Below are 23,422 nucleotides of genomic sequence, written 5' to 3' on the forward strand. Positions count from 1 at the left end.
GATAATACATAGTAAAGGTTAATTATTAAGTAGTTCCAAAAAAATCCCCTGTGAGATTTTTATTTTCCGTTTGAAATGGGACCAGGCAAACCAATAATTCCCGATTCCCAAAGTGATTGAGAGTACAGCGAGATATGGATTTCCGACCAAAAAAAGAAAAATCAACGCCAATAACACTGTCAACAAGGTCCAGAACCCCAAGAAAAAAACAGAGCCTGGAAATAGGCTGTATTCAAGAAAAAGAATGCTGCCTGAAGGTGTGTTTTCAATTTCACCTTTGATCAAAGGTAAAAAGCTGTCTGCCCTGTTGATTACCAAAGAAATGCTAAAACTATTTTTTTCAAGGCTTCCATTAAAAAGTTGAACTGCGTCGGCTTCAGCCGTGTAATCCAAAAAATTTGCCTTTTTGGTTACCCTATTTAATCGATACAAAATCTCTTCTTTTTGAAGTGTTGAAACCAATACTTCGCTATGATTTGGGAAAAATGACATATTTGGCTAACCCATTGGGCTTGTTATTGTTATTTCATTGACTTAAATATTACCTTAACAAATATGAGTTCCAAAATCATCTCTGAAAAAATGATATTTCAGATCCACGGAGATCCGGAAAAAGTGCTGGAAAAAATCTGGAGTATTGGCGGCGAACGGGGTTGGTATTTTGGGACCAAGCTTTGGAAAATGAGAGGTTGGCTGGATAAAATGACAGGGGGTGTAGGATATAGAAAAGGCAGAAGAGACCCGGTTGAGCTTTTCAAGGGGGATCTTATCGATTTTTGGAGGGTAGAAACTGCCGATAAGAAAAACAGAATTCTAAAGCTAAAAGCTGAGATGAACCTCCCGGGAGAGGTTTTTCTCCGATGGGAAATCAAACCAAATGAATTGATCCAAACTATTGATTTTATCCCAAATGGTTGGAAAGGAAAGGCCTATTGGAACTTCGTAAGGCCATTTCACTTCTGGATTTTTTATAATATGGGCAAAAGATTGGTCAAATAAATCTATTTGACCGCAATACAGGAGATCTCCACATTTACATCTTTGGGCAATCTGCTTACTTCAACAGTTTCCCTTGCAGGTGGATTGGTTTTGAAATATTGGCCATAAGCCTCATTGATGGTTCCAAACTGTCCCATATCTTTGATAAAGATTGTGCACTTCACCACATCAGAAAATTCAAACCCTGCAGCTCTTAATACGGCTTCTAAGTTTTTCATGACGGCATGAGTTTCTTCGGTGATATTCTCATTGATGAGCTCTCCGGTATCTGCATCCAATGGAATTTGACCTGAAACATAAAGCGTATTCCCTGCTTTTACGGCCTGTGAATAAGGACCAATCGGTGCAGGTGCTTCTTTCGAAAATATGATTTCTTTAGACATGTTTTTTTTTCGCAAAATAAGAATTCCGAATACAAGGAGCGAAGTTAAAACTGTTTTTTTGATTAAATTAAGGTGGTATGTTTGGAATTAAATAAACCCATTGGAGCATTCCATTGTTAAAGTTTCAAAATGATCAAAATAAAATTCCCAAATGGAAAATCAGATCTATAAATATTCAGAAGAATTCGCAAGGGAATTGGATGAAAATGACCCGCTCAGAGGATATCGTTCAAAGTTTTATTTCCCCAAAGTCAATGGTCGGGAAGCGATATATTTCTGTGGGAATTCCCTTGGGCTCCAACCCAAGTCTGTAAAAGAATATATAGGAAAGGAACTGGACAATTGGGCGAATTTGGCGGTTGATGGCCATTTTTTTGGTGAAGATGCCTGGTATCATATCCGCAAGAAATCAAAACCTGCATTGGCTGCCATTGTTGGTTCACACGAGCATGAAGTGGTAGCAATGAATAATCTCAGTTCCAATCTCCACTTTTTGATGGTATCATTTTACCGACCAACAAAGGAAAAATTCAAAATAATAACTGAAGCGGGTGCCTTTCCTTCAGATATGTACATGCTGGAGACACAAGTCAAATTCCATGGCTTGGATCCTAATGAGACAATCATTGAAATCCATCCGAGATCAGGAGAACACACCCTTAGAACCGATGATATTCTCAATACTATAGCGGAGCATAAAGACCAATTGGCCTTGGTCATGATGGCGGGCTTACAATATTATACCGGACAGTTGTTCGATATGGAAGCGATTACAAAGGCAGGACATGAAGCAGGCGCAAATGTCGGATTTGATCTTGCACATGCTGCAGGAAATGCTCCTTTAAGACTACATGACTGGGGAGTTGATTTTGCCGCTTGGTGCAGTTATAAGTATATGAATTCGGGGCCAGGAAATATATCGGGTGTTTTTATTCATGAACGGCATGCTGAAAGTCCGGAATTACCAAGATTTGCAGGTTGGTGGGGACATGATGAAGGGGAGAGATTCAAAATGGAGAAAGGCTTCAAGCCCATGTTTGGTGCAGATGGTTGGCAATTGGCCAATTCCAATGTGTTGGCTTTGGCGGCACATCAGGCTTCTTTGGATATTTTTGAAGAAGCCGGCATTAAAAACTTACGGGCAAAAAGTGAACTGTTGACAGGTTATCTGGAGTTTCTGATCGGACAAATAAGCGGGGATAGCGGAATTTTGGAAATAATTACACCAAAAAATAAACAGGAAAGAGGTTGTCAGTTATCTTTGTTGGTCAATAAAGGTGGCAAAAAAGTTTTTGACGCTTTATATGAAGAAGGCATTGTAGGTGATTGGAGACACCCAAATGTTATCAGAGTAGCTCCAACACCCTTGTATAACAGCTACTTGGATGTTTATCAATTTGCCCGCATTCTGGAACAATCCTTACAAAAATTCGCTTAAGTGTAAGGAGTATTATCTCTCAAACCATGAAAAAAAATGAAATCAGTGTACTTGGGGCCGGCCTGATCGGTTCTTTGTTAAGTATATATTTAAGAAAAAGAGGCCTGGATGTCAACCTGTATGAAAAAAGGGCAGACAATAGGAAAGGTGAATATTCTGAGGAAGGCAGGTCTATCAATATGGCGCTCAGTGATCGGGGGTGGAGGGCTTTGGAAAAAGCAGGACTAAAAGAGAAAGTTCTTCCTTTGACTATACCCATGTACGGAAGAAAAATCCATGATGAACATGGTAAAACCACCTTTATCCCCTATGGCAATGAAGATCAGGCAATTTATTCCATTTCAAGGGGTAAATTCAATCAACTGTTGGTGGATGAAGCAGAATCTTTGGGCGTAAAACTGAATTTTGAGCATAAATGTGAGGAGGTAGACCTCAGATATAACCACCTTACTTTTTCAACTCCTGATGGAATTACCGAAAAATTAGAATCCAATGTCATCATTGGTTCAGATGGAGCTTATTCTTCCTTGAGGAACGCTATGCTCAAGCAGGTAAGATTCAATTACAGGCAGGAATATATTTCCCATGGCTACAAAGAACTGACCATCCCTGCTACAGCTGAAGGAGAGTTTGCCATGGATCCCAATGCCCTTCATATCTGGCCTAGAGGCAGTTTTATGTTGATTGCATTACCCAATCCAGATAAATCATTTACCTGTACTTTATTTCTTCCATTTGACGGGGAAAGGGTTTGTTTCGAAATCATCCAGGATAAAAAGGATGTCGAAAGTATTTTCAAAACCTATTTCGATGATGCATTTGAAATGATGCCCAATCTTACGGAGCAATTTTTCAAAAATCCTACAGCTTCACTTATCAATCTTGAATGTTATCCCTGGATGCTGAACAGGGCATTGTTAATTGGGGATGCCTCTCATGCCATGGTTCCTTTTTATGGTCAAGGCATGAATTCAGGTTTTGAGGATGTATTGATATTGGATGAACTTATTGGAAAACTGGGGACCAATGCCTGGGAACTGGTATTTGCCAAGTTTCAAAAAATCAGAAAGCCGGATACTGATGCTATTTGCCGTCTGGCTATGGAGAATTTTGAAGAGATGAGAGATCAGGTGGCAGATCCGAAGTTTTTGATTCGAAAAAGAATTGAAGCCAAACTTCATGCCTTATATCCAAAAGATTGGATTCCTCTATATACCATGGTCACCTTTTCCAGTATGCCGTATTCCGAGGCATACAGTCAGGGCAAGTTGCAGGATATGGTGATGAATAGAGTAATGGCAGATCCATTGATTACGCAAAATTGGAACAAGTTGGATTACGAAGATATTATCAATCAGATGGATAAAGCCAAGGCTGTATAACAAAAAAAAGGCTAGTTCTTCAAGAATCAGCCTTTTTTTCGATGTATTCCTTCAATTGGAATACTGATATCTTTGCCCATCATTCCTTTCAATTGGATAACCTGAGTCATTATAAATGTAAGTATACCTGATGTCTCTCATAGAACTGGGATAATTAATTACAGAATATTTTTCTCGGGTTACATTATTTGGGTTTGTGTTTTCGCCGGGAGCACGATCGGGTCTCAAGTATTGGTAAGGATTTTTCTTACTGTCAAATTCGTATTCAGTAGTGTTGGATAATAACTTTGAACCATCTTCCAGAATATAGTAATGACTATCCGTGGAGACATTACCATTCATGTCATATTTATATTCTCGGATTCCAGTTAGATTTTCACCATTAAACATTTTTCTAGTTGAAATACGACCATTATTATCGTATTCATATTCAGAATGGCCATTTAATTCAGTACTTTTTACTAACCTGTTATTCGAATCGAATTCATAAACCAATGTTCCACTAAGAGTTGTGTTTTGAGGATTTACCCATTCGCTGCGGTTGTTAGCCTCCTGAACAGTGCCACTATTACTGCTAAGAATCCTTGAATCAAAGTATATTTTTTTTGAAACAACACCAGAATTAACACTATAGAAATATCCGTAATAATGAAATTTAGCTTTTTCTGCTACCAAAAAACCATCAGCGTCATATTCGTATTCATATAACTTAGTGTCGTTGAAACTTACGGTTGTAAGTCTTTCACCAATGTTTGGGATATTGGTCTCATTAAGACATGAACTTATCAAAACGCCAATGAATAAAACAAAAAATAGCTTTCTCATAATTAATTATGTTTGTAATTGAGGCAAAGATACATGTGGAAGGTTGGTTTATCAATTTATGAACTTACAAACAAGTTTATGTTTCAATCCCTAAAAAAAATGCAGATTTGAAATAATGCATCTTAAGATTCAATTCAAAAGCCAGACTATTCAGCTTTCCTTGTCCACTTAATCGTGCACCCAATTGCTTTAGTAGATTCGACTGCGACTTTTCTCCCATTCATTACATCGTCCAGGGCCTCTTCCACATACTTTTCTGTTACTCCATTCGGGTCTTGATAGTTGTTGTCAATGGCTCCGATATATTTGACCACAAAATCGTTGCCCTCTTTGTGAAGCAGATAGACAGTTGGTGTTCTTGAACCACCATAAGCTTTGATTACTTCTTGTGTTTGGTCATGGACATAAGCAAAAGGGAATTTTTTGGATTTTGCCCTTTCTTTCATTTTTTCAAAACTGTCACCAGGACTCACTTTATCGTCATTTGCGTTGATGGCAATTACAGGATAACCCTTGGGTGCATATTTCTTATGCAGGTCGATCATGCGATCCTCATAGGCCACTACATAAGGACAGGTATTGCAGGAGAAAATTACTATCGCTCCTTTAGCATTATTGGGAAGTGACACCAAAGAACCATCCACACTTTTCAATTTGAAATCAGTGGCTTTATCACCTGTTTTGTATCCGGGGTTCTGTGCCATTGTAGCCACAATCAGGCCCAAAACAAAAACAAAGGTCATCACTGCTATTTGTAATTTTTTCATTGTAAATTATTTTAACTGATTAATTAATGTTTTTAATTCCACTTCTGTCACTTCCCCTTCGTGAAAAGATCTCGTTCCATCCGATTTAATGAAAAGGGAAGCAGGTATTGCTCCCGACCAAGAAGTATCAACCTTATCAATCCACTTGTTATAATCCACATCGTCCAACAGATAAACAGGGGCTTTTATTCCTTTTCTTTCAATAAAGGAGGTCACTCTTTCCGGCTTTCTGCCATCATCCAATGATACAAAGAACAATTCAATGGAGGGGTCCGAAGCATTTAAATTTTCAAAATAAGGCATTTCTTTAATACAAGGTCCGCACCAGGTAGCCCAAAAATTGTAAATCCTGAATTTATCTGATGGAGTATCGACCATCTTTTCAAACTGGGCGAAGCTAATTATTTCGAAAGATTTTTCTTCTTTGATTAAGTCTCCCTTAATCAAAAAAGAGAAAATCAAGAAAGCAATGAATGGAGAAGATAAAATATGCATTTCAGTTTTCACTTTTTCTGTTAAAATTAAACTTTTCCAATTAACACATTATTAATTCAGCAAAACTATTTCAACCGAAAATGGCTGTAAAAATAAATTATTATTTACCCGCCTTTTTTCCATAAAAATTTATCGATTCAATGCTTGATCAAGACCCGTATTAAGGCAACGAAACAGAGAATAAATAGTTTGACCTTATATCAAATTGTTGAAATACAGTCAATAATCTAACCTGCAAAAAAACAAGCTTTTTTTATCCACATTAATCCACACTTATCCACAGCACAAAGAAAAAACACCTTAAATACCTGATATTCAGTATTTTATCAAATTATGAAAATAGGTGGTTTTGTGGATATCTATCTGAAAATGAGTTTTTTAAATAGTTTAATATTCTTATTTAATAGAGGTAAGCCAGTTTAAAAAAATGAAAATCTTTTTTTGGTAAGACAGTCGATCTGAAGAAGAATATTTTCCTTCATAACATTTTATTTTTTGATTTCAATAAACCAAACAAGCTGAAAAAATCATCTTTTTGTATCAAATCCAATACGTCAAAATCAAAAAACAAATTATAAATTTTGAATATTTACCTGATGCAATATTACAATTCAATAAAATTGATAAGTCAATTGATTTTCGAACATAGTATAAGGTGTGTTTCTTATAAATGGTATTGAGCAAGAAATCATTGTTCTTCCAAAAGATCATTGTCCAAGACCGTAATGATATTGGCGATCAGGCCAACAGTTGAGGTATAAAAATCCGGTTGGATATTTTCGAAAGTATCTGTCGTTTTGTGATAGTCTTTGTGGTCTTCTACTCCAAAATAAATGAAGGGAATACCGTTTTTATGAAATTGGGAATGGTCAGAGGCATTGGTCCAATCATCCCTACCTGTACCGGGAACATCATGTCCAAAAAGTAACTTAGGTTGTTGGCTTATTGCTACTTTTTCAATAATTGGTTTTAAAAAAGGGTAATGGTATGTTCCTGAGGCATAAATTTCATTGTCATCATTTCTACTGATCATATCCATGTTGATATTTAAAATTACTTGCTCCAAAGGAAAAGGAAAATCATCCACCAAGGCTTTTGCGCCTTGATGGCCCATTTCTTCTGCATCCAAAGCAACAAACATCATGGAGTGCTTTGGCCTGTTATTTGAAAAGTATTCAGATAAGGCCAAGACAGCCGCAGTGCCAGAGGCATTATCATCTGCTCCATAAAAGATTTCATCCCCTTTGCGTCCCAGATGATCATAGTGGGCCATGATTACAATCAGTTTTTCAGATTCTGAACCAGGTAGAAAAGCAACAATATTCGCTGCCTTTTCATATAACTTTCCATCTCGACGATTGCGGAAATCAAAGTATTGTGTAAGATCAGGGTATTGGGATGTAAGCCCGAGTGAATAAAAGCGTTCTTTTATATATGCTCTTGCCTGAAGGCTTCCATCAGAAAGGGGCTTCCTTCCTTCCAATTCCTCGGAAGATAAATATTTGATATCCTGAAGAAGCTGTTCATTATTGATGTTTTGGGCGGAAGTAAACTGTGGACAGGAGAGGAAAAAAAGTAGAAGAAAATTCAATAAATACTTCATATCGCTTTTTTGTTTTGGCCGTTATGTATATTCGTAAAAATAGTAAGGATTAATCGCTCCAATATTAACAATTATGAAATATCTTTCAGCGTTGTTGCTGCTTTTTGGTTTTTTCAAAGAGACAATTGCCCAAGCACCACTTCCAGATCATTTTTTGGATGGAAAAGCAGTTGTTCTTATTTCAAATGCTCCTCAGGCAAGGCCTGTGTATACTTGGACTTACCTTGCTGAACAGATTCATTCAGGTCTTATTGATGCCGGAGGGGATCCGGTTGCCTACTATGAACTGGAAGATATAGCTATTTCGGAAGAGGTTCAGGCAGGTTATGCTGAGATGTTTTCCAAAAGATTGATAACCAATATCGTGATCCTGACCAGAAAAGCAAATGGAAGTGTGGAGCTCAATATCGGAAGATTCACAGGAAACAGAAACATGCTTCCCAGTACCCAACTTTGGAACCTGTCAGCAGAATCTTTGGAACAGTTAAATCAATCACTAACCAATATCGGGCTGGCTCAGAAAACCAAAAACCTACTTGTAATAGATATACCTGAATTTCCTTCAGGAGCAAATGCGCTGGCTGCTTCCCAAAGATACCTCAGTCGTAATCCACTCAATTTGGATGTGTTTAAGTTGGGCATACCACTTTCCGGCTCATCTGGAGAAAGTGGATTTCTGAACAACTTCAGGTATGATTTGTTGGGAAAATCCCAAGAGCTTATTTTGGCGGAGCAAAAGTCGGAAAGGCAAGGTCTTGAAGCGCTGTTCAACCAATTGTATCCCTATCAGATCGAATTTCTGACCGAACCAAAAACAGATGCTGAGTTGCTCCGAGAAAGAATCCAGTTTGTTTTGATGAGAGTGGAGGCAAGAGAGGGAGATTTGATGCAAAATATGGGTATCCCGGTTGAAAATCCTGAGTCGAAGGACAGGATTGTGGTAAAATATTATATTCGGTTTCTGGTCAGGAATGAACTATACATTGGGCCAATTTGGGATGCTGATCCCGATTGGAGAAAAGCCCTGGAAAATTTTCTAAATAATCTAAAAATAAAAGAGAGCCCTTAGGGGGCTCTAAAAAGATTATCGCTTACAAGTAGGTGATTAGCCTCTTTCCGCCTTTAAAATCATTATTCAAATATGCTTTTTGCTTTTTGGATTCAATATTTTATATACCTCGAGAAGCATTCTGTTGCATTTTTCAAAACCAAATGTTTATTATTAGGATTTCTTATTTAAGAGTATTTTATTTTATCAATAAAAATTGAATAAAATAAAATTTTCCCCAAAGCTACATAGAGATTTATTAAATATCTAATTGAAATAATCTATCGCCTATAGAGAATCAATGATAAATATTATCATTCACAAAAGGAATCAAGGCTAGAACAACAGCTTGTTGGTAATAGTTTTTCCTATCCAGTACGCCATTGGTCAAAATGCCTACAGCACCCTCGCCTTCTTTTGAATTTTCTTTTTGAAAGAATTTATCATCAGCCTCACCAAGTTCCATTCCGCTTCTGACCAGCTTGGCAATGGGATCGGGTAGGAAAAAAGCAGATGTCCTCGCTTTTCCTACTTTACCATCTCTATCTAAAATCACAACCCATGCAAAGGCATTCATTTCATCATTGAATTCCTCAACTCCGCCCTCTATTCCAACCCAATAATCAGCTTCAGGGAATATGGCTTTAGAATTTTTAGCCCTGTTCATAGCTCCTGTCAAAGTTTTCTTATCCCCTACAGGCTGAGCTTCAATATCAGAAGACACATTCAACCCTTCCACAAGGAAAGCACTTTCAAACATCTGATGAAACCCTGATTCAGTACAACTTATTTTAATGGGATTTCTGCTCCCTACAATGACTAAATTTTGACGCTCTTGGTCTTTAATATTCTTTCTCTTAGGAAAAATCATGATATACAGTTATCGATTAAACACGCCTAAAGGTAATTAAATCTTTAAAATCAATGAATACAAATAATTATGCAACGTTTGTGAAAACCTGATTGATATCATCATCTTCCTCAAGTCTTTCAATCATCTTGTTGATTTCCTCCTCCTGTTCTTCAGTCAACTCCACTGTAGTAGCCGGAAACCATTGGAAATCCGCATTGATAATTTCAATTTGCTTGTCTTCAAGGATTTTTTGCATTTTTCCAAAATCCTCAAAAGCCGTGTAAACAAATATTTCACCCTCATTTTCAGCAATCTCTTCAAGGCCGAAATCTATCAGTTCGAGCTCCAATTCCTCCATATCAAGATTGTTTTGAGAAAATCTGAAAACAGCTTTTTTGTCAAACATAAAGCTCACAGAACCCGAAGTTCCCAATGAACCACCTGATTTTGTAAAATAGCTTCGGATATTTGCCACGGTTCTATTGATATTATCGGTAGAGGTTTCAATGATAACAGCCACACCGTAAGGCCCATAACCTTCGTAGACTATTTCCTCGTAATCTTTTTCATCCTTATTGGAGGCCCGTTTGATTGCAGCTTCAATTCTGTCCTTGGGCATGGATGCCCCTTTGGCATTTTGGATTATTGTTCGAAGTTTTGAATTATTGGAAGGGTCCGGTCCGCCTGCTTTCACAGCCATCACTATCTCTTTTCCAAGGCGGGTAAAAACCTTGGACATCTGACTCCAACGCTTAAATTTTCTTTCTTTTCGAAATTCAAAAGCTCTTCCCATTTCTGTTTGTTGATTTAAAGGTGGGTAAAATTAATAAATCTTTTTTTATAGCCTAAAATGAAGTGTTTTCAATCCAAACAATTAAACATTTTAATTCCAGTTACAGCAAAAATCAATAGATTTACAATCTAGTTCTACAATAAAATTTTTATAATGACACAGTCTGTATTTAGTCCGATCCCTAATATTCCCAATCCCAAACATAAACGAATCGTAATTGTGGGTGCAGGATTTGCAGGTTTGAAATTAGCCCAAGATTTGGCACATTCCGATTTTCAGATAGTAATTTTAGATAAAAACAATTATCATATGTTTCAGCCGCTGCTATACCAGGTAGCAACCGCGGCATTATCTCCCAGTGCTGTTTCTTTTCCCCTGAGACGTCTTTTTCATAAAATTGATAATGTTATATTCAGGATGGCTGTGGTAAAAGAAATTGATAAAAAGCAAAATCAAATCCACACAAATTTAGGTTCGATAAGTTATGATTACCTGGTCTTATCTCAAGGGGCCAACACCAATTATTTTGGAAATCAGAACATCCAAAAATTCTGTGCCCCAATGAAATCCACTTCGGAGGCTCTTTATATCCGGAATAAAATCATCTCCAACTATGAAAGAGCAGTCAATCTGGAAAGTGAAAAAGAAAGAAAACCCATCATGAATGTTGTAGTTGTTGGGGGCGGTGCTACTGGAGTGGAATTAGCAGGTTCGATTGCGGAATTAAGAAACAAAGTACTTCCAAGAGATTATCCTCAGCTTTCTTTCAAAAATATGAGGGTAATTTTAATTGAGGCCGGGAATTCTCTTTTGTCCGGCCTAAAACCAAAATCCCGGGATAAAGCCCTGCATTATTTGAAAAAACTCGGTGTTGAAGTCATGCTCAATACCATGGTGGAGGATTATGATGGCTTTACAGTGAAATTGAAAGACAAAGAGCCTATAGAAACCCTAACCTTGTTATGGGCTGCCGGTATCAAAGCCAATTCATTGGAAGGTATTGAGGCTGACCAAAGAGCTCCAAATGGAAGGCTTTTAGTGGATGAATTCAATCGCTTACAAAAGGAGAAAAATATATTTGTTTTAGGGGACCAGTGTCTACAAGTGGGTGAAAAATCCCCTCATGGACATCCGCAGGTTGCCCAAGTTGCTATTCAGCAAGCGGGTAATCTTGCAAAAAATTTCAAATTGGAGTTGAAAAATAAAGCGTGGAAACCTTTCCAATACAAGGATTTGGGTTCCATGGCCACAGTAGGTAAATCAATGGCCGTTGTGGATTTACCTTTTATAAGTTTTCATGGGTTTTTTGCTTGGTTCGTATGGCTATTTGTGCACTTAATGGCCATTTTGGGTGTCAAAAACAAACTCATGGTCTTCCTTACCTGGTCCTGGAAATACCTTTCATTTGATCCAAGTCTACGATTATTGATTAGACCAAGATATGTCAAGGACTTCAAAAGACAGTGGATGTTGGAAGAGAAGGATTATGAGGACTGAATTTTGAATGTCAGACTTTCCCTACCCGGTTGATAATCTGGGCTAAATAACCATTCGGAAGTCCATTCTCCTTGCCTCCTTGAACAATGACTTTCCAGTAGGATTCTTGTGGAAAAATTCCCCCTATGGTTTTTTCTGATACAAAAGTGTATGCATCAATTTTACCTGCTTTGGTTAAAATCTCTTTTTGGATAAATTTATAACCTGGTTCAGAACCAAGAAAAAACTCCCGATCCGCTTCGGCTACTTCGTAAACCAAACCATACACCGATTCATTTTGACTTTGAACAATATTGGCCCTGGCAGTTCCATCTGCATTGGGATGATTGAATCTAAATCCATGATGAAGTAATACCCCAACCCCGATTTTGTTTGGCTTAATCTTTAACCTACTATCAAGAGTGGATTCATCCATATTACTGGCATAGCCGAAATAATAAAATTTTTCCATTTCCATATTTAAACAATATTGGTCAAAGACACCATTATTTTTTTAAGATTCATTAACAATATAATACAAATCCTTCCTTAAACCTTCATCCCAGACTTTGGTCTAACCTACAATAAAGCACAAAAGGGAATGGAATAAACCCGGGAAGTTCCATCTTCTAAAAGTGTTAAACAATTATTGACTATTTAAATAAAGACAAAAAAATGAAAAAGCTAATAATGATTGCTGCAATATTCATGATGACGTACGCAGGGGCATTTGCCCAAAGAGGTCAGCAAAAAGAAATGCAGTCCCCTGAACAAAGAGCGGAAAAGATGACTGCGAAAATGACGGAAGAATTGGGCCTTTCTGAAGATCAAAAACAAAAGATCTATCAAATCAATCTCGAGAATGCGAAAAAAAGGCAGGAACAGCGGGAATCAATGCAGGCAGAGCGAGAAGCAAAAAGAGCTGAAATGCAAGCACAGGCCAAAGCTCAAAACGACCAAATTGAGGCTATTCTGACCCCTGAGCAAAAAACAAAGTGGGAGGAAGTCAAAAAGGAAAACAGAAAAGAGATCCGTGAAGGAAGCAGAGGAGGAAAAGGCCACCGTGGTGGAAAAGGAAGTTCAGGAGGTAGAGGTAATTCCTCAACGAGTAGTTAATGATTTTGATTGGGTTTTATTTATTGCAAAAAAAGCAGGCCAATGGTCTGCTTTTTTTATTGATACCTTATGTCTACTTGCGGAAATAGGTCATTGGAAATGGACCCGAGCAAAGTTCATTGGGTGCGCATTTATATTCAAGCACTAACTGTGACTTCCTTTCTTTTAGGGCTATGGTGTATTCTCTTTCTATTTTCCAGTCCGATCCGATAAGGTTATCCAATGCAGTATACCATTCCGTACTCCCTTCGGGAAGCGTCAAAAATTGGTCTCCTGTAAGCGTCAAAACATTTCCTATTAAACGGTATGTCCCCTTTGTGATTGAATTATACCCAAGGTCCATGTTGTTATCTTGCTGTCGGGCCGTACTTCTGTTTTCAAATGTACCGTCCTCATAGAATTCATACGTGTCGACATAAAACAGTTGTGACTCTTGTTGATATCTACTCAATTCCCAAGTTCCATGAAGGTTTTCCTGACTAAAATCGGAGTCATCAATATTACAGGATAGCGTGATGCAAAGGATTGTAGCAAGTATTGGTAAAGAATATATTTTCATGGTATCGGCAAGTTATGGTTTTTGATTAGGACGTTCTCAGATTGAATTTTGTCCTACTTGAAGCTTTAATTATTGTGAAAAAGTAAAAACATATTCTTTTTTCGGTTTTTTCTCACTGGAACTTGAAAGTAATGTTGAATTTTTAACCAAAAAGAGCAGGCCAAGGGCCTACTCTTTTTAATTTAGATTGTTTATATAACAATCACAAACTAAACCTGCTATCGCATGTACTCTTTATTTATAGTTCATTGCTTTCAATTCGATTCATAAATGATACTTTCTTCTATTTCAAAAAAACCTTCATCTTTTCTGGGAAGTGAAGATGTGCCCTGAAGAAATTCATCCACTTTTACAGCAGCTTCCCTTCCTTCCGAAATCGCCCAAACCACCAAAGATTGACCCCTTCTCATATCTCCAGCCAAAAAAACCTTTTGATTGGTACTTTGGTACTCTTTGGATTTTGGAAGAGAATTTTCCATGGTCTTGACCCCAAATGCCTCCAATAGGCCATTCTTAGCAGGACCGGTATATCCTATGGCAATAAATGCAAGATCACAGGGGATTGTCCTTTCAGTTCCGGTAATTTCAACAAACTGCATTCTGCCATTTTCTGCCTTCCATTCCAGATCCACCAAAACCAAACCACTTACTTCACCTTTTTCATTTCCAACAAATTCTTTGGTCAATATTGAAAATACCCTTTCGGCACCTTCTTCATGGGAACTTGAGGTTTTCAGAGTCATTGGCCATTCTGGCCATGGATTTAGGTTGGTCCTCTGTTTGGGCGGTTTTGGCAATAACTCCAATTGAGTAATTGAAGCAGCTCCATGTCTGTTTGATGTCCCGATACAATCAGAACCCGTATCCCCTCCTCCGATTACAATCACATTTTTATTTTCTGCAGAGATCGGGTTTCTATCAATTTCTCCGGCAATTACCTGGTTTTGTTTCCCCAGAAAATCCATCGCAAAATGAACCCCTTTTAAATCTGACCCTTTAATTTTTAGTTCTCTTGGCTGTTGGGCACCTGTAGCTAAAATTACGGCATCAAAATTCCTGATGATGTTTTCAGCCTTAATATTAAATCCGACATCCGTATTGGTGCTGAATATCACACCCTCCTTCTCCATGATTTCCACTCTCCGGTCAATGACCCATTTCTCTAATTTGAAGTCAGGAATTCCATAGCGGAGCAATCCTCCCACTTTATTGTCCTTCTCAAAAACAGTCACTTCATGTCCGGCCTGATTAAGTTGATCCGCTGCTGCCAAACCGGCAGGCCCTGAACCGATCACAGCAACAGATTTGCCGGTTCTTTGCTTTGGAGGTCTTGGTACAACGAATCCTAATTCGTATGCTTTTTCCGCTATATTTTTCTCAATCAGTTCAATAGCGACAGGATCCTTATTGATTCCCAGTACGCAGGAAGCTTCGCACGGCGCAGGGCAAATCCTACCCGTAAATTCCGGAAAGTTATTGGTGCTTTTTAAAATATTGAAGGCCTCTTCCCACTCATTTCGATATACTGCATCGTTGAAGTCGGGAATGAGATTTCCCAATGGACAACCCTGATGACAAAACGGTATGCCACAATCCATACACCTTGCAGATTGCTCATTTAGCTTCTGCCCATCAAACGGTTTATATATTTCCTTATAATCATTGACCCTTTCTTCAGGGTTTCTTGATTCAGGTAATTCTCTTTTAAATAGTATAAATCCTTCTTTCGCTCCCATCTTACACTAATGTTGTTGAATTTTCCAATGCTCTTTTTCTCAATACTTCCTTGTAATCTCTAGGAATAACTTTGATAAACCGCTCGCGGTATTCATCCCAATTATCCAAATATTCGCCAGCTAATTGGCTTTGGGTAAGTGCTTGATGTGTATTCAGGTTTTCCTTGATCGTGACAAAATCATCTTCATTTAAAGGATCTAAATCAACCATTTCCTGATTGATCAGATAAATATAATCCTTGAGAATGTAGGCGATTCCACCACTCATTCCTGCACCAAAATTCCTTCCGATTTCACCTAGATTGATTACCAACCCACCTGTCATATATTCACATCCATGATCACCGATACCTTCTACCACTGTCTGAACGCCTGAATTCCTCACGCAGAATCTTTCTCCGCCTTTACCATTGATATAGGCATAACCGGAAGTAGCCCCATAAAAGGCCACGTTCCCGATAATAATATTTTCATGGGCGACAAAATTGGCATTGCGGCTGGGATAGATAATCAACTTTCCACCTGACAAACCTTTTCCAAAATAATCATTGGACTCACCTTCAAGCTCAAAAGTTACACCCTTGGTAAGAAAGCCTCCGAAAGTTTGTCCTGCGGAACCACTGAATTTGAAATGGATCGTATCTTCTGGCAAGCCGGGACTTCCGTAAATCTTGGAGATTTCATTGGATAACATCGCTCCGACAGTTCTGTCAGTATTTTTGATTTTAAAGCTTTCCTTAACTTTAGCTGCTTGTTCCAATGCAGGCATTGCCGACTTAATCAGTTTTCTGTCCAAAACTTTTTTCAATTCAAAGTCCTGATCTATTTGCTTATGAATTCCCACATGGTCCGGCACTTCCACCTTATGGAATATTGGAGTTAAGTCTACTTTGTCCCATTTCCAGTGATTCATATGACCTGTGGCTTTCAATACATCACTTTGTCCCACCATTTCGTCAATGGTTCGGAATCCCAAAGAAGCCATGATTTCTCTTAGGTCCTGTACCAGGAACATAAAATAATTTACAACGTGGTCAGCATTTCCGGTAAATAATTTTCTCAGTTCTGGATTCTGGGTTGCTATTCCTACAGGACAGGTATTCAGGTGGCATTTTCTCATCATAATACAACCTTCCACTACAAGAGCACCCGTAGAAATTCCCCATTCTTCGGCCCCCAGCAAGGTAGCTATGGCAATGTCCCTTCCTGTCCTCAATTGCCCGTCTGTCTGCAAGACCACTCTACTTCTCAAATTGTTTTTGACCAGGGTCTGATGGGCTTCGGATAATCCAAGTTCCCAAGGTAATCCGGCATGACGAATTGAACTCAGTGGAGATGCACCTGTACCTCCATCTGCTCCGGATATGAGAATGACATCTGATTGTGCCTTGGCTACTCCTGCCGCGACAGTGCCTACTCCTGCTTGAGAAACCAATTTGACGTTAATTCTGGCCTTTCGATTGGCATTTTTCAAATCGTATATGAGTTGGGCCAAATCTTCTATAGAATAAATATCGTGATGTGGTGGCGGAGATATCAAACCCACTCCAGGTGTGGAATGTCTTACCCTGCCGATCCATTCATCTACTTTGTGACCGGGTAGCTGTCCGCCTTCTCCGGGTTTCGCTCCTTGGGCCATTTTTATTTGTAATTCTTCCGCATTGGTAAGATAATTACTGGTAACGCCAAATCTTCCGGAGGCAACCTGCTTGATAGCGGAGCGTTCCCAGTCTCCGTTTTCTTTTTTCTCAAATCGGATTTCATCTTCGCCTCCTTCACCACTGTTGCTCTTGGCTCCTATCCGGTTCATTGCGATGGCCAAGGTGCTGTGTGCTTCATGGGAAATGGAACCAAAGGACATTGCTCCCGTAGCAAAGCGTTTTAAAATGGATTCTACCGGTTCAACCTCATCAATTGGGATCGATATTCTCTTTTTAAATTCAAAAAGCCCCCTTAAAGTCAATGCATCTTTGGTCTGTTCATTGATTTTTTTGGCAAACTTTTTATATAATTCATAGTCATTGAGACGGGTGGATTTTTGTAGCAAGTGAATGGTTTCGGGATTGAAAAGGTGCTTTTCACCCCTCCTTTTCCATTGATAAACGCCCCCTGTTTCTAAAATCGGACTTTCAGTATTGTAGGCAGCATGGTGTCTGATCAAAACCTCTTCTGCAAGTTCGTCAAAGGAAATTCCGCTGATTCGACTTACCGTTCCTTTAAAACACCTATCAATTACTTCAGGCCCTAAGCCTATGGCTTCAAATATCTGGGCACCTTGGTAAGATTGGAGGGTACTGATCCCCATTTTTGAGAGCACCTTTAACAAACCTTTTCCTATTGCCGTCTGATAATTCTGGAACAATTGCTTTTGGCTGAATTCTTTGCTGAAAGCACCTTTTTCGTTCAGGTGCAACAAGGATTCCAAAGCCAAATATGGATTGACAGCAGATGCTCCATAACCTATTGCAGTTGCAAAATGATGGGTTTCCCTGATATCTCCTGCTTCAATTACCAGTCCGGCCCGGGTTCTCAGTTTCTTTTTTACCAGATGATGGTGTACTGCGCCTATAGCCAATAAAGATGGAATAGGGGCTTTAAATTCAGAACTGCCTCTATCAGAAATGATGATGATATTCTTTCCTGCATAAATAGCACCTTCGGCTTCCCGGCAAAGTTTATTCAGCGCTTCAAGTAAGCTGTTCGGCTTGTGATCAACTTCAAAATGAGCATGTAAAGTTATTGTTCTGTAACCCTCATCTTCAAGATTTTTTATCTTTTGAAGATCCTCATTGAGCAAAACCGGCTGCGAAATATGTATTTGTCGAGAATGCCTGGGGCTTTCCGCCAAAATATTGTGGCTTTCACCGATTCTGGTAAACAAAGACATTACCAAGCGCTCCCTTATGGGATCAATAGGTGGATTACTTACCTGGGCAAAAAGCTGCTTGAAATAGTTTGAAATATGTTGGCTCTGTTTTGACAGCACTGCCAAAGGAGTATCTGCCCCCATGGAGCCAATCGCTTCATAGCCTGTTTCACCCATAGGAGACAAAATGACTTTAATTTCCTCTGAAGTATAGCCAAAGATTGTCTGTCTCTTTTTGATATCCTCAGTTGAATAAGGATTGGTCAAATTTAGTGGATCAGGAATCAGGCGAAGTTTCAATCTTTCCTCTCTGACCCATTTGTCATATGGTTTATTGTCACAGATGTTTGCTTTGATTTCATCATCAAAGAATATCTTGCCATTTTCAAGATCAGCCATTAACATTTTACCTGGGCTGATTCTACCCTTTTCTAATATGGTAGCTTCTCGAATAGGTAATGCTCCTGCTTCTGAAGAGAGTATCAATCTCCCATCATTGGTAATGAAATAACGTAATGGCCGTAAGCCATTTCTATCAAGCGTAGCTCCGAGGGATTTGCCATCAGTAAACAGCAGTGCTGCAGGACCATCCCATGGTTCCATCAGTGAAGCATGAAACTTATAAAAAGCCTTTCGGTCTTTATCCATCATCTGATTATCCTGCCAGGCTTCCGGGACCATCATCATCATCACATGAGGTAATGATCGGCCACTAAGGGTGAGCAACTCTACCATTGCATCCAGATTAGCCGAATCCGAATGATGCTTGTTGGTAATAGGCATCAATTTGGCAAGCTCCTCGTCTGAAAAATGTATCGACCGCATTAAGGTCTCTTTGGACTTCATTTTATTGAGGTTGCCCCTGATGGTGTTTATTTCTCCATTATGCGATAAATACCGAAACGGCTGTGCCAATCTCCAATTGGGGAAAGTATTGGTAGAAAACCGGGAATGTACTATCGCAAGTCCGGAAGTAATCTTGTTATTTTGAAGATCTTTATAAAAAGGCAGAACCTGATCAGTCCTAAGTTGCCCTTTATAAATCAGTGTAAAGGCTGAGAAGCTTGCAAAGTAAAATGAGGAATTGACACCTGGAATACTCTGATTGATAGTCCTGGATGAATAATTTCTCAAAACATATAATTTACGCTCCAGATCAATATTCTTCAGTCCATCTTTATGGCTGACAAAAACCATTTCGATGTTTGGCATTACATCCAATGCTCCGGATCCAGGAACTGTCTCGTCTACAGGGACCTGTCGATACCCCAGAAGTTGGAATCCGAGCTCAGCTATAATGTTATTCAACAGCTCTTTGGATTTTTTGTAAAGCTGTTTGTTTTTAGGAAAGAAGGTCATTCCAATCCCATAGCTTCCTTCATTTGGGATTTCAAAACCTGCTCTGGAAGTGATGTCCTTTAGAAAGGAATGTGGAATCTGGATCAAAATCCCAGCGCCATCACCGGTTTTGGGATCACTGCCACGTCCACCCCGGTGCTCCATGTTGCTCAACATAAATAGCGCATCACTTATAGTTTCATGGCTTTTGTTGCCATTTACATTCACTACAGCCCCAATCCCACAGGAATCGTGTTCGAAAGTATCACGATAAAGTCCTTGATTCATTATATATTAATTTAATAGGTTTTTTTAATTTGAGTTGCAAAATTTACAAAAAATTTTCTTTTTATTAAAATTGACGTAAGAAAAGCACTATTGTAATAAATAGTTTACATATAAATGAACACTTATTTATCATTAACAAAAAATATATATTGGTTAAAATATTAGGCAGTTTTTATAATTATTGTCAATAATTTAAAATTATCAGTTTAAAAACAAACGTAAATTTTTGATTTAGCCAGAAGTATTGGCAAAACTGATTAAAGAGAAAAAAGTCAGATTTTTTTAAAATTATTTATTGCGGACTTTTTAAAAAAGTAAATTTCGGAAAGGTTCTGATACAATGAATAAGAAATTAAATTCTGATTTATTCACAAAACACAGAATTAGGTAAATAGTTTAGTCCTGATTATGGCCTTTCAAATCTTTTTCACCGGATCTAATATGAACTTTTACTTTTTTGATTTTTTTTGTATCTACGGCAAGAATTGTGAATTCAAATGGATCAAATAAAATCTTTGTACCGTTTTTTGGAAGATTGGAGTTCAGTTCAAGCAAAAGCCCTCCAAGTGATTCACTTTCACCTTTGACCTCATCAAAAATCTGGGTATCCAAGTCAAGTTTTTTACAAAAATCATTCAAGGAAATTTTACCCTCAAAAATATATGTGTTTGGGTCCAACTCCTTGAAATAAAAATCCTCAACATCGTCAAATTCATCGTTGATTTCACCTATGATTTCTTCTATCAGATCCTCCAGTGTGACCAATCCGGACGTACCCCCATATTCATCTACCACAATAGCCATATGGACTCTTTTTTTCTGAAAATCCTTGAGTAAGGAGTCGACTTTTTTATTTTCAGGAACAAAAAATCCTTTTCTTATAAGTTTCGACCATTCGAATTTTTCATCTTCTTCAACATATGGCAGCAAGTCTTTGATATATAAAATGCCTTCTATGCTATCAATAGTCTCTTTAAAAACAGGAATCCTGGAATAACCGCTTTTATTTATTTTGTCCATCAACTCATGAAAATCTGTTTCAATTTCCACTGCAGTGATATCCAATCTAGACTGCATGACTTGTTTTACCGATAAGGTCCCAAAATTGACTATGCCTTTTAATATATCTTTTTCCTCATCAGAAGTATCTTCGGTGGTTATCTCCAAAGCTTGATTCAATTCATTCACCGATAATGAATATCCCTTTTTCTCTATTCTTTTTTCAATGAAATTACTCATGGACATTAAAAAAAGAGATATCGGTTTGAGTAAAACAGAAAAAAAGTGGATAGATGGAGCCATCATCAATGAAAACTCTATTTTGGCCTGTGTGGCATATACTTTTGGAACTATTTCCCCAAAAAAGACAATAGCAAAGGTCACACCGATGGTTTGCACTAAAATAACCAATATACCTGTTGCATTCAATCCAAAAAGATTCCAGGTCACCAAAGTCGTCAAGGTAACTATACCTATATTAATTAAGTTATTAAGTATCAATACTGTACTTAAAAGGGTTTTCGGTGACTCGACGAGTTCCAGTGCTTTGGTTACCCGTTTATCAGATCGCTCATCCATTCCAGCAATATCTTCCGAATTAAGAGAAAAAAAGGCTACTTCTGATCCGGAAACAAGTCCAGAAGATATCAGCAATAGAATAAAAATGATTGCATTAATTAAAATATAGCCGGCTGAAACCTGAGAGAGTTCAGCCAGCAATAAAAGACTCGGGTATGGGTCGTCCATTAATTTATTAACAAGATGATTGCAAAATTAATAAAATTCTGAATCAATTCTTCAACTATTTGAATTAGAAGGGTAAATCATCATCTTCAACTGTCGCTTCAGCAACAGATGGTGAAGGACCGGAAGATGGAGTATTGTAATTACCGGTATTTCCTGAGGGAGAGGAACCCTCCGGTTTTCCACCCAACATGGTAAAGCTGAGTACCCTTATTTTGATTCTCTTTCTATTGTTGCCCTGTTCATCCTGCCAAGAATCAGATTTGATTTTTCCCTCCACATAAAGTTGCATTCCTTTTTTGAGATATTGTTCTGCAATTTTTGCCTGTCCATCCCAAAGTTCCAAATCATGCCATTCAGTATTCTCGACACGATTACCTGCCCTGTCTTTGTAGGCTTCGGTGGTAGCTAACCTAAGATTGGCAACTACTTTATCACCCTCCAAATGTTTTACTTCGGGGTCTGCACCCAAATTGCCCAATAAAATTACTTTGTTTACTCCGGCCATAATTGTTCTGTTTAAAGGTTTAACAAAAAGTTTATGTATAAATTTAATGATTAAATTTCTAGGTTCAAAAATTTCAAAATCAATCTTGGTTTGGCAAGTTTTTCCAGATTTTCAAAATCAACTAATCTGTAACCTTTCGCATTTACCCAGGATTGAAGTTTTGAAAGAGCGTCTTTCTCCACGATGATTTTTACAAAGGTGGCAAAAATTCTTTGATGGGTAAGAATATGTTTGAAGCTGGATTCAGGATTATAGACAATTTGCGTCCCGAATTCTTTTATTTCATTGGCGATAAATGAATCCAATGAATCTTTATCAATTTTTATTTTCGACTCTTCCATCGGAAAATCAAAAAGTCCTTCCCAAATATCTCCTTTGCCCCTTTGTTTGACAACGACTTGCTGACCACAGACGATATAGGAGTAGAGAAAATGCCGGTCTCTTATTTTGAGTTTATTGATCTTCACAGGCAAATCCCCTACCAGCTTATGTTTATAGGCAAAACATCCGGTCTTTAAAGAACAGTGTTCACAATCCGGATTTTTGGGGACGCATTGCAATGCCCCAAATTCCATAATGGCTTGGTTAAATTCTCCGGGCTTATCTTCAGGGATAAGATTATTGGCCAAGGATTCGAATTCTTTTTTGCCGGAACTGCTTGCGATATCCGTTGAAATCCCAAAATATCTGCTTAAGACCCGGAAGACATTTCCGTCCACCACAGCAATCTTCTCGCCATAAGCAAAAGAAGCAATGGCTGCAGCAGTGTAATTACCGACTCCTTTTAGTTTCAACAAACCTTTGTAATCTCCTGGAAAGTCACCATCAAATTTTTCAGTAATCTCTTTTGCACATTGGTGGAGGTTTCTTGCCCGGCTGTAATAACCCAATCCCTGCCATAATCTCATCACTTCTTCGGCAGGTGCATTCGCTAAATCTTCCACATTCGGGTAATTTTGAAGATATTTTTCAAAATAAGGGAGTCCTTGTGCTACTCGGGTTTGTTGTAAGATAATTTCAGATAACCAAATGATATATGGGTTTTGGGTGTTTCTCCATGGCAAATCCCGTCTATTGTGGGGGTACCACTCCAATAATCTATGGACAAAAGCTTCAAAGTTCAAGGCGTTTACAATTAAGGTGTTAAGACAATGTTAAACAATTCAATCTAATTTTGAACATTTTGTTTTTATATTGAAATGCTTC

21 protein-coding genes are annotated in these 23,422 nt (G+C 38.2%); 6 read left to right on the forward strand and 15 right to left on the reverse strand.

The window, feature by feature from the left end:
- Positions 1–18 precede the first annotated feature (18 nt).
- Positions 19–492, reverse strand: coding sequence for a hypothetical protein (locus B9A52_RS05595; RefSeq protein ID WP_084119365.1), 474 nt, complete (start codon positions 490–492; stop codon positions 19–21).
- A 63-nt stretch (positions 493–555) separates the two neighbouring features.
- On the opposite strand from B9A52_RS05595, the gene B9A52_RS05600 reads away from it, so the two are divergent.
- Entirely contained in the window at positions 556–999 is a 444-nt protein-coding gene (locus tag B9A52_RS05600) for a DUF2867 domain-containing protein (protein ID WP_084119366.1), read from the forward strand.
- A gap of 2 nt (positions 1,000–1,001) precedes the next feature.
- On the opposite strand, the gene B9A52_RS05605 is transcribed toward B9A52_RS05600, so the two are convergent.
- A complete protein-coding gene (locus tag B9A52_RS05605) occupies positions 1,002–1,382 on the reverse strand; it encodes a RidA family protein (RefSeq protein ID WP_084119367.1) in 381 nt (126 codons plus the stop codon).
- Between the two features lie 151 nt (positions 1,383–1,533).
- Here B9A52_RS05605 and kynU point away from each other — a divergent pair, with 151 nt between their 5' ends.
- Positions 1,534–2,820, forward strand: coding sequence for a kynureninase (gene kynU, locus B9A52_RS05610; protein ID WP_084119368.1), 1,287 nt, complete (start codon positions 1,534–1,536; stop codon positions 2,818–2,820).
- Positions 2,821–2,846: 26 nt separating this feature from the next.
- Positions 2,847–4,202, forward strand: a complete 1,356-nt coding sequence (locus B9A52_RS05615) for an FAD-dependent oxidoreductase (RefSeq protein WP_084119369.1) — start codon at positions 2,847–2,849, stop codon at positions 4,200–4,202.
- A 51-nt stretch (positions 4,203–4,253) separates the two neighbouring features.
- Here B9A52_RS05615 and B9A52_RS05620 read toward each other — a convergent pair whose 3' ends face one another.
- The 4 genes from B9A52_RS05620 to B9A52_RS05635 form a co-directional block, all read right to left on the reverse strand.
- Positions 4,254–5,027, reverse strand: a complete 774-nt coding sequence (locus B9A52_RS05620) for a hypothetical protein (protein ID WP_084119370.1) — start codon at positions 5,025–5,027, stop codon at positions 4,254–4,256.
- Between the two features lie 146 nt (positions 5,028–5,173).
- Entirely contained in the window at positions 5,174–5,794 is a 621-nt protein-coding gene (locus B9A52_RS05625; RefSeq protein ID WP_084119371.1) for a thioredoxin family protein, read from the reverse strand.
- Between the two features lie 6 nt (positions 5,795–5,800).
- Entirely contained in the window at positions 5,801–6,301 is a 501-nt protein-coding gene (locus tag B9A52_RS05630) for a TlpA family protein disulfide reductase (protein WP_231955503.1), read from the reverse strand.
- A gap of 676 nt (positions 6,302–6,977) precedes the next feature.
- A complete protein-coding gene (locus B9A52_RS05635) occupies positions 6,978–7,892 on the reverse strand; it encodes a M28 family peptidase (RefSeq protein WP_084119373.1) in 915 nt (304 codons plus the stop codon).
- A 73-nt stretch (positions 7,893–7,965) separates the two neighbouring features.
- Here B9A52_RS05635 and B9A52_RS05640 point away from each other — a divergent pair, with 73 nt between their 5' ends.
- Positions 7,966–8,961 carry an NTPase gene (locus tag B9A52_RS05640; protein WP_084119374.1) on the forward strand — a complete coding sequence of 332 codons (996 nt, stop codon included), beginning with the start codon at positions 7,966–7,968 and terminating at the stop codon, positions 8,959–8,961.
- 277 nt (positions 8,962–9,238) lie between these two features.
- Here B9A52_RS05640 and yjjX read toward each other — a convergent pair whose 3' ends face one another.
- The gene (gene yjjX, locus B9A52_RS05645) at positions 9,239–9,811 is read right to left on the reverse strand and encodes an inosine/xanthosine triphosphatase (protein ID WP_084119375.1); all 573 of its coding nucleotides are present in this window, start codon (positions 9,809–9,811) and stop codon (positions 9,239–9,241) included.
- Between the two features lie 67 nt (positions 9,812–9,878).
- The gene (locus tag B9A52_RS05650) at positions 9,879–10,586 is read right to left on the reverse strand and encodes a YebC/PmpR family DNA-binding transcriptional regulator (protein ID WP_084119376.1); all 708 of its coding nucleotides are present in this window, start codon (positions 10,584–10,586) and stop codon (positions 9,879–9,881) included.
- 153 nt (positions 10,587–10,739) lie between these two features.
- Between B9A52_RS05650 and B9A52_RS05655 the strand changes: the two genes are divergently transcribed.
- The gene (locus tag B9A52_RS05655) at positions 10,740–12,083 is read left to right on the forward strand and encodes an NAD(P)/FAD-dependent oxidoreductase (protein WP_084119377.1); all 1,344 of its coding nucleotides are present in this window, start codon (positions 10,740–10,742) and stop codon (positions 12,081–12,083) included.
- A 10-nt stretch (positions 12,084–12,093) separates the two neighbouring features.
- Here B9A52_RS05655 and B9A52_RS05660 read toward each other — a convergent pair whose 3' ends face one another.
- Positions 12,094–12,534 carry a gamma-glutamylcyclotransferase family protein gene (locus B9A52_RS05660; protein ID WP_084123410.1) on the reverse strand — a complete coding sequence of 147 codons (441 nt, stop codon included), beginning with the start codon at positions 12,532–12,534 and terminating at the stop codon, positions 12,094–12,096.
- A gap of 203 nt (positions 12,535–12,737) precedes the next feature.
- Between B9A52_RS05660 and B9A52_RS05665 the strand changes: the two genes are divergently transcribed.
- Positions 12,738–13,178, forward strand: a complete 441-nt coding sequence (locus tag B9A52_RS05665) for a DUF4890 domain-containing protein (RefSeq protein ID WP_084119378.1) — start codon at positions 12,738–12,740, stop codon at positions 13,176–13,178.
- Between the two features lie 73 nt (positions 13,179–13,251).
- Here the strand turns inward: B9A52_RS05665 and B9A52_RS05670 are convergent, their stop codons facing one another.
- The 6 genes from B9A52_RS05670 to mutY form a co-directional block, all read right to left on the reverse strand.
- Positions 13,252–13,737, reverse strand: coding sequence for a hypothetical protein (locus B9A52_RS05670; RefSeq protein ID WP_084119379.1), 486 nt, complete (start codon positions 13,735–13,737; stop codon positions 13,252–13,254).
- Positions 13,738–13,991: 254 nt separating this feature from the next.
- A complete protein-coding gene (locus B9A52_RS05675) occupies positions 13,992–15,473 on the reverse strand; it encodes a glutamate synthase subunit beta (protein ID WP_084119380.1) in 1,482 nt (493 codons plus the stop codon).
- A gap of 1 nt (position 15,474) precedes the next feature.
- Positions 15,475–19,965 carry a glutamate synthase large subunit gene (gltB, locus tag B9A52_RS05680; RefSeq protein WP_084119381.1) on the reverse strand — a complete coding sequence of 1,497 codons (4,491 nt, stop codon included), beginning with the start codon at positions 19,963–19,965 and terminating at the stop codon, positions 15,475–15,477.
- Between the two features lie 396 nt (positions 19,966–20,361).
- Positions 20,362–21,711 carry a gliding motility-associated protein GldE gene (gene gldE / locus B9A52_RS05685; protein WP_084119382.1) on the reverse strand — a complete coding sequence of 450 codons (1,350 nt, stop codon included), beginning with the start codon at positions 21,709–21,711 and terminating at the stop codon, positions 20,362–20,364.
- A gap of 64 nt (positions 21,712–21,775) precedes the next feature.
- The gene (locus B9A52_RS05690; RefSeq protein WP_084119383.1) at positions 21,776–22,216 is read right to left on the reverse strand and encodes a single-stranded DNA-binding protein; all 441 of its coding nucleotides are present in this window, start codon (positions 22,214–22,216) and stop codon (positions 21,776–21,778) included.
- A gap of 50 nt (positions 22,217–22,266) precedes the next feature.
- Positions 22,267–23,340 (reverse strand): A/G-specific adenine glycosylase, encoded by a 1,074-nt coding sequence (mutY, locus tag B9A52_RS05695; RefSeq protein WP_084119384.1) that lies wholly within the window; start codon positions 23,338–23,340, stop codon positions 22,267–22,269.
- Between the last annotated feature and the right edge of the window lie 82 nt (positions 23,341–23,422).

Origin of the sequence: Aquiflexum balticum DSM 16537 (assembly GCF_900176595.1) — a bacterium.
Lineage (GTDB): Bacteria > Bacteroidota > Bacteroidia > Cytophagales > Cyclobacteriaceae > Aquiflexum > Aquiflexum balticum.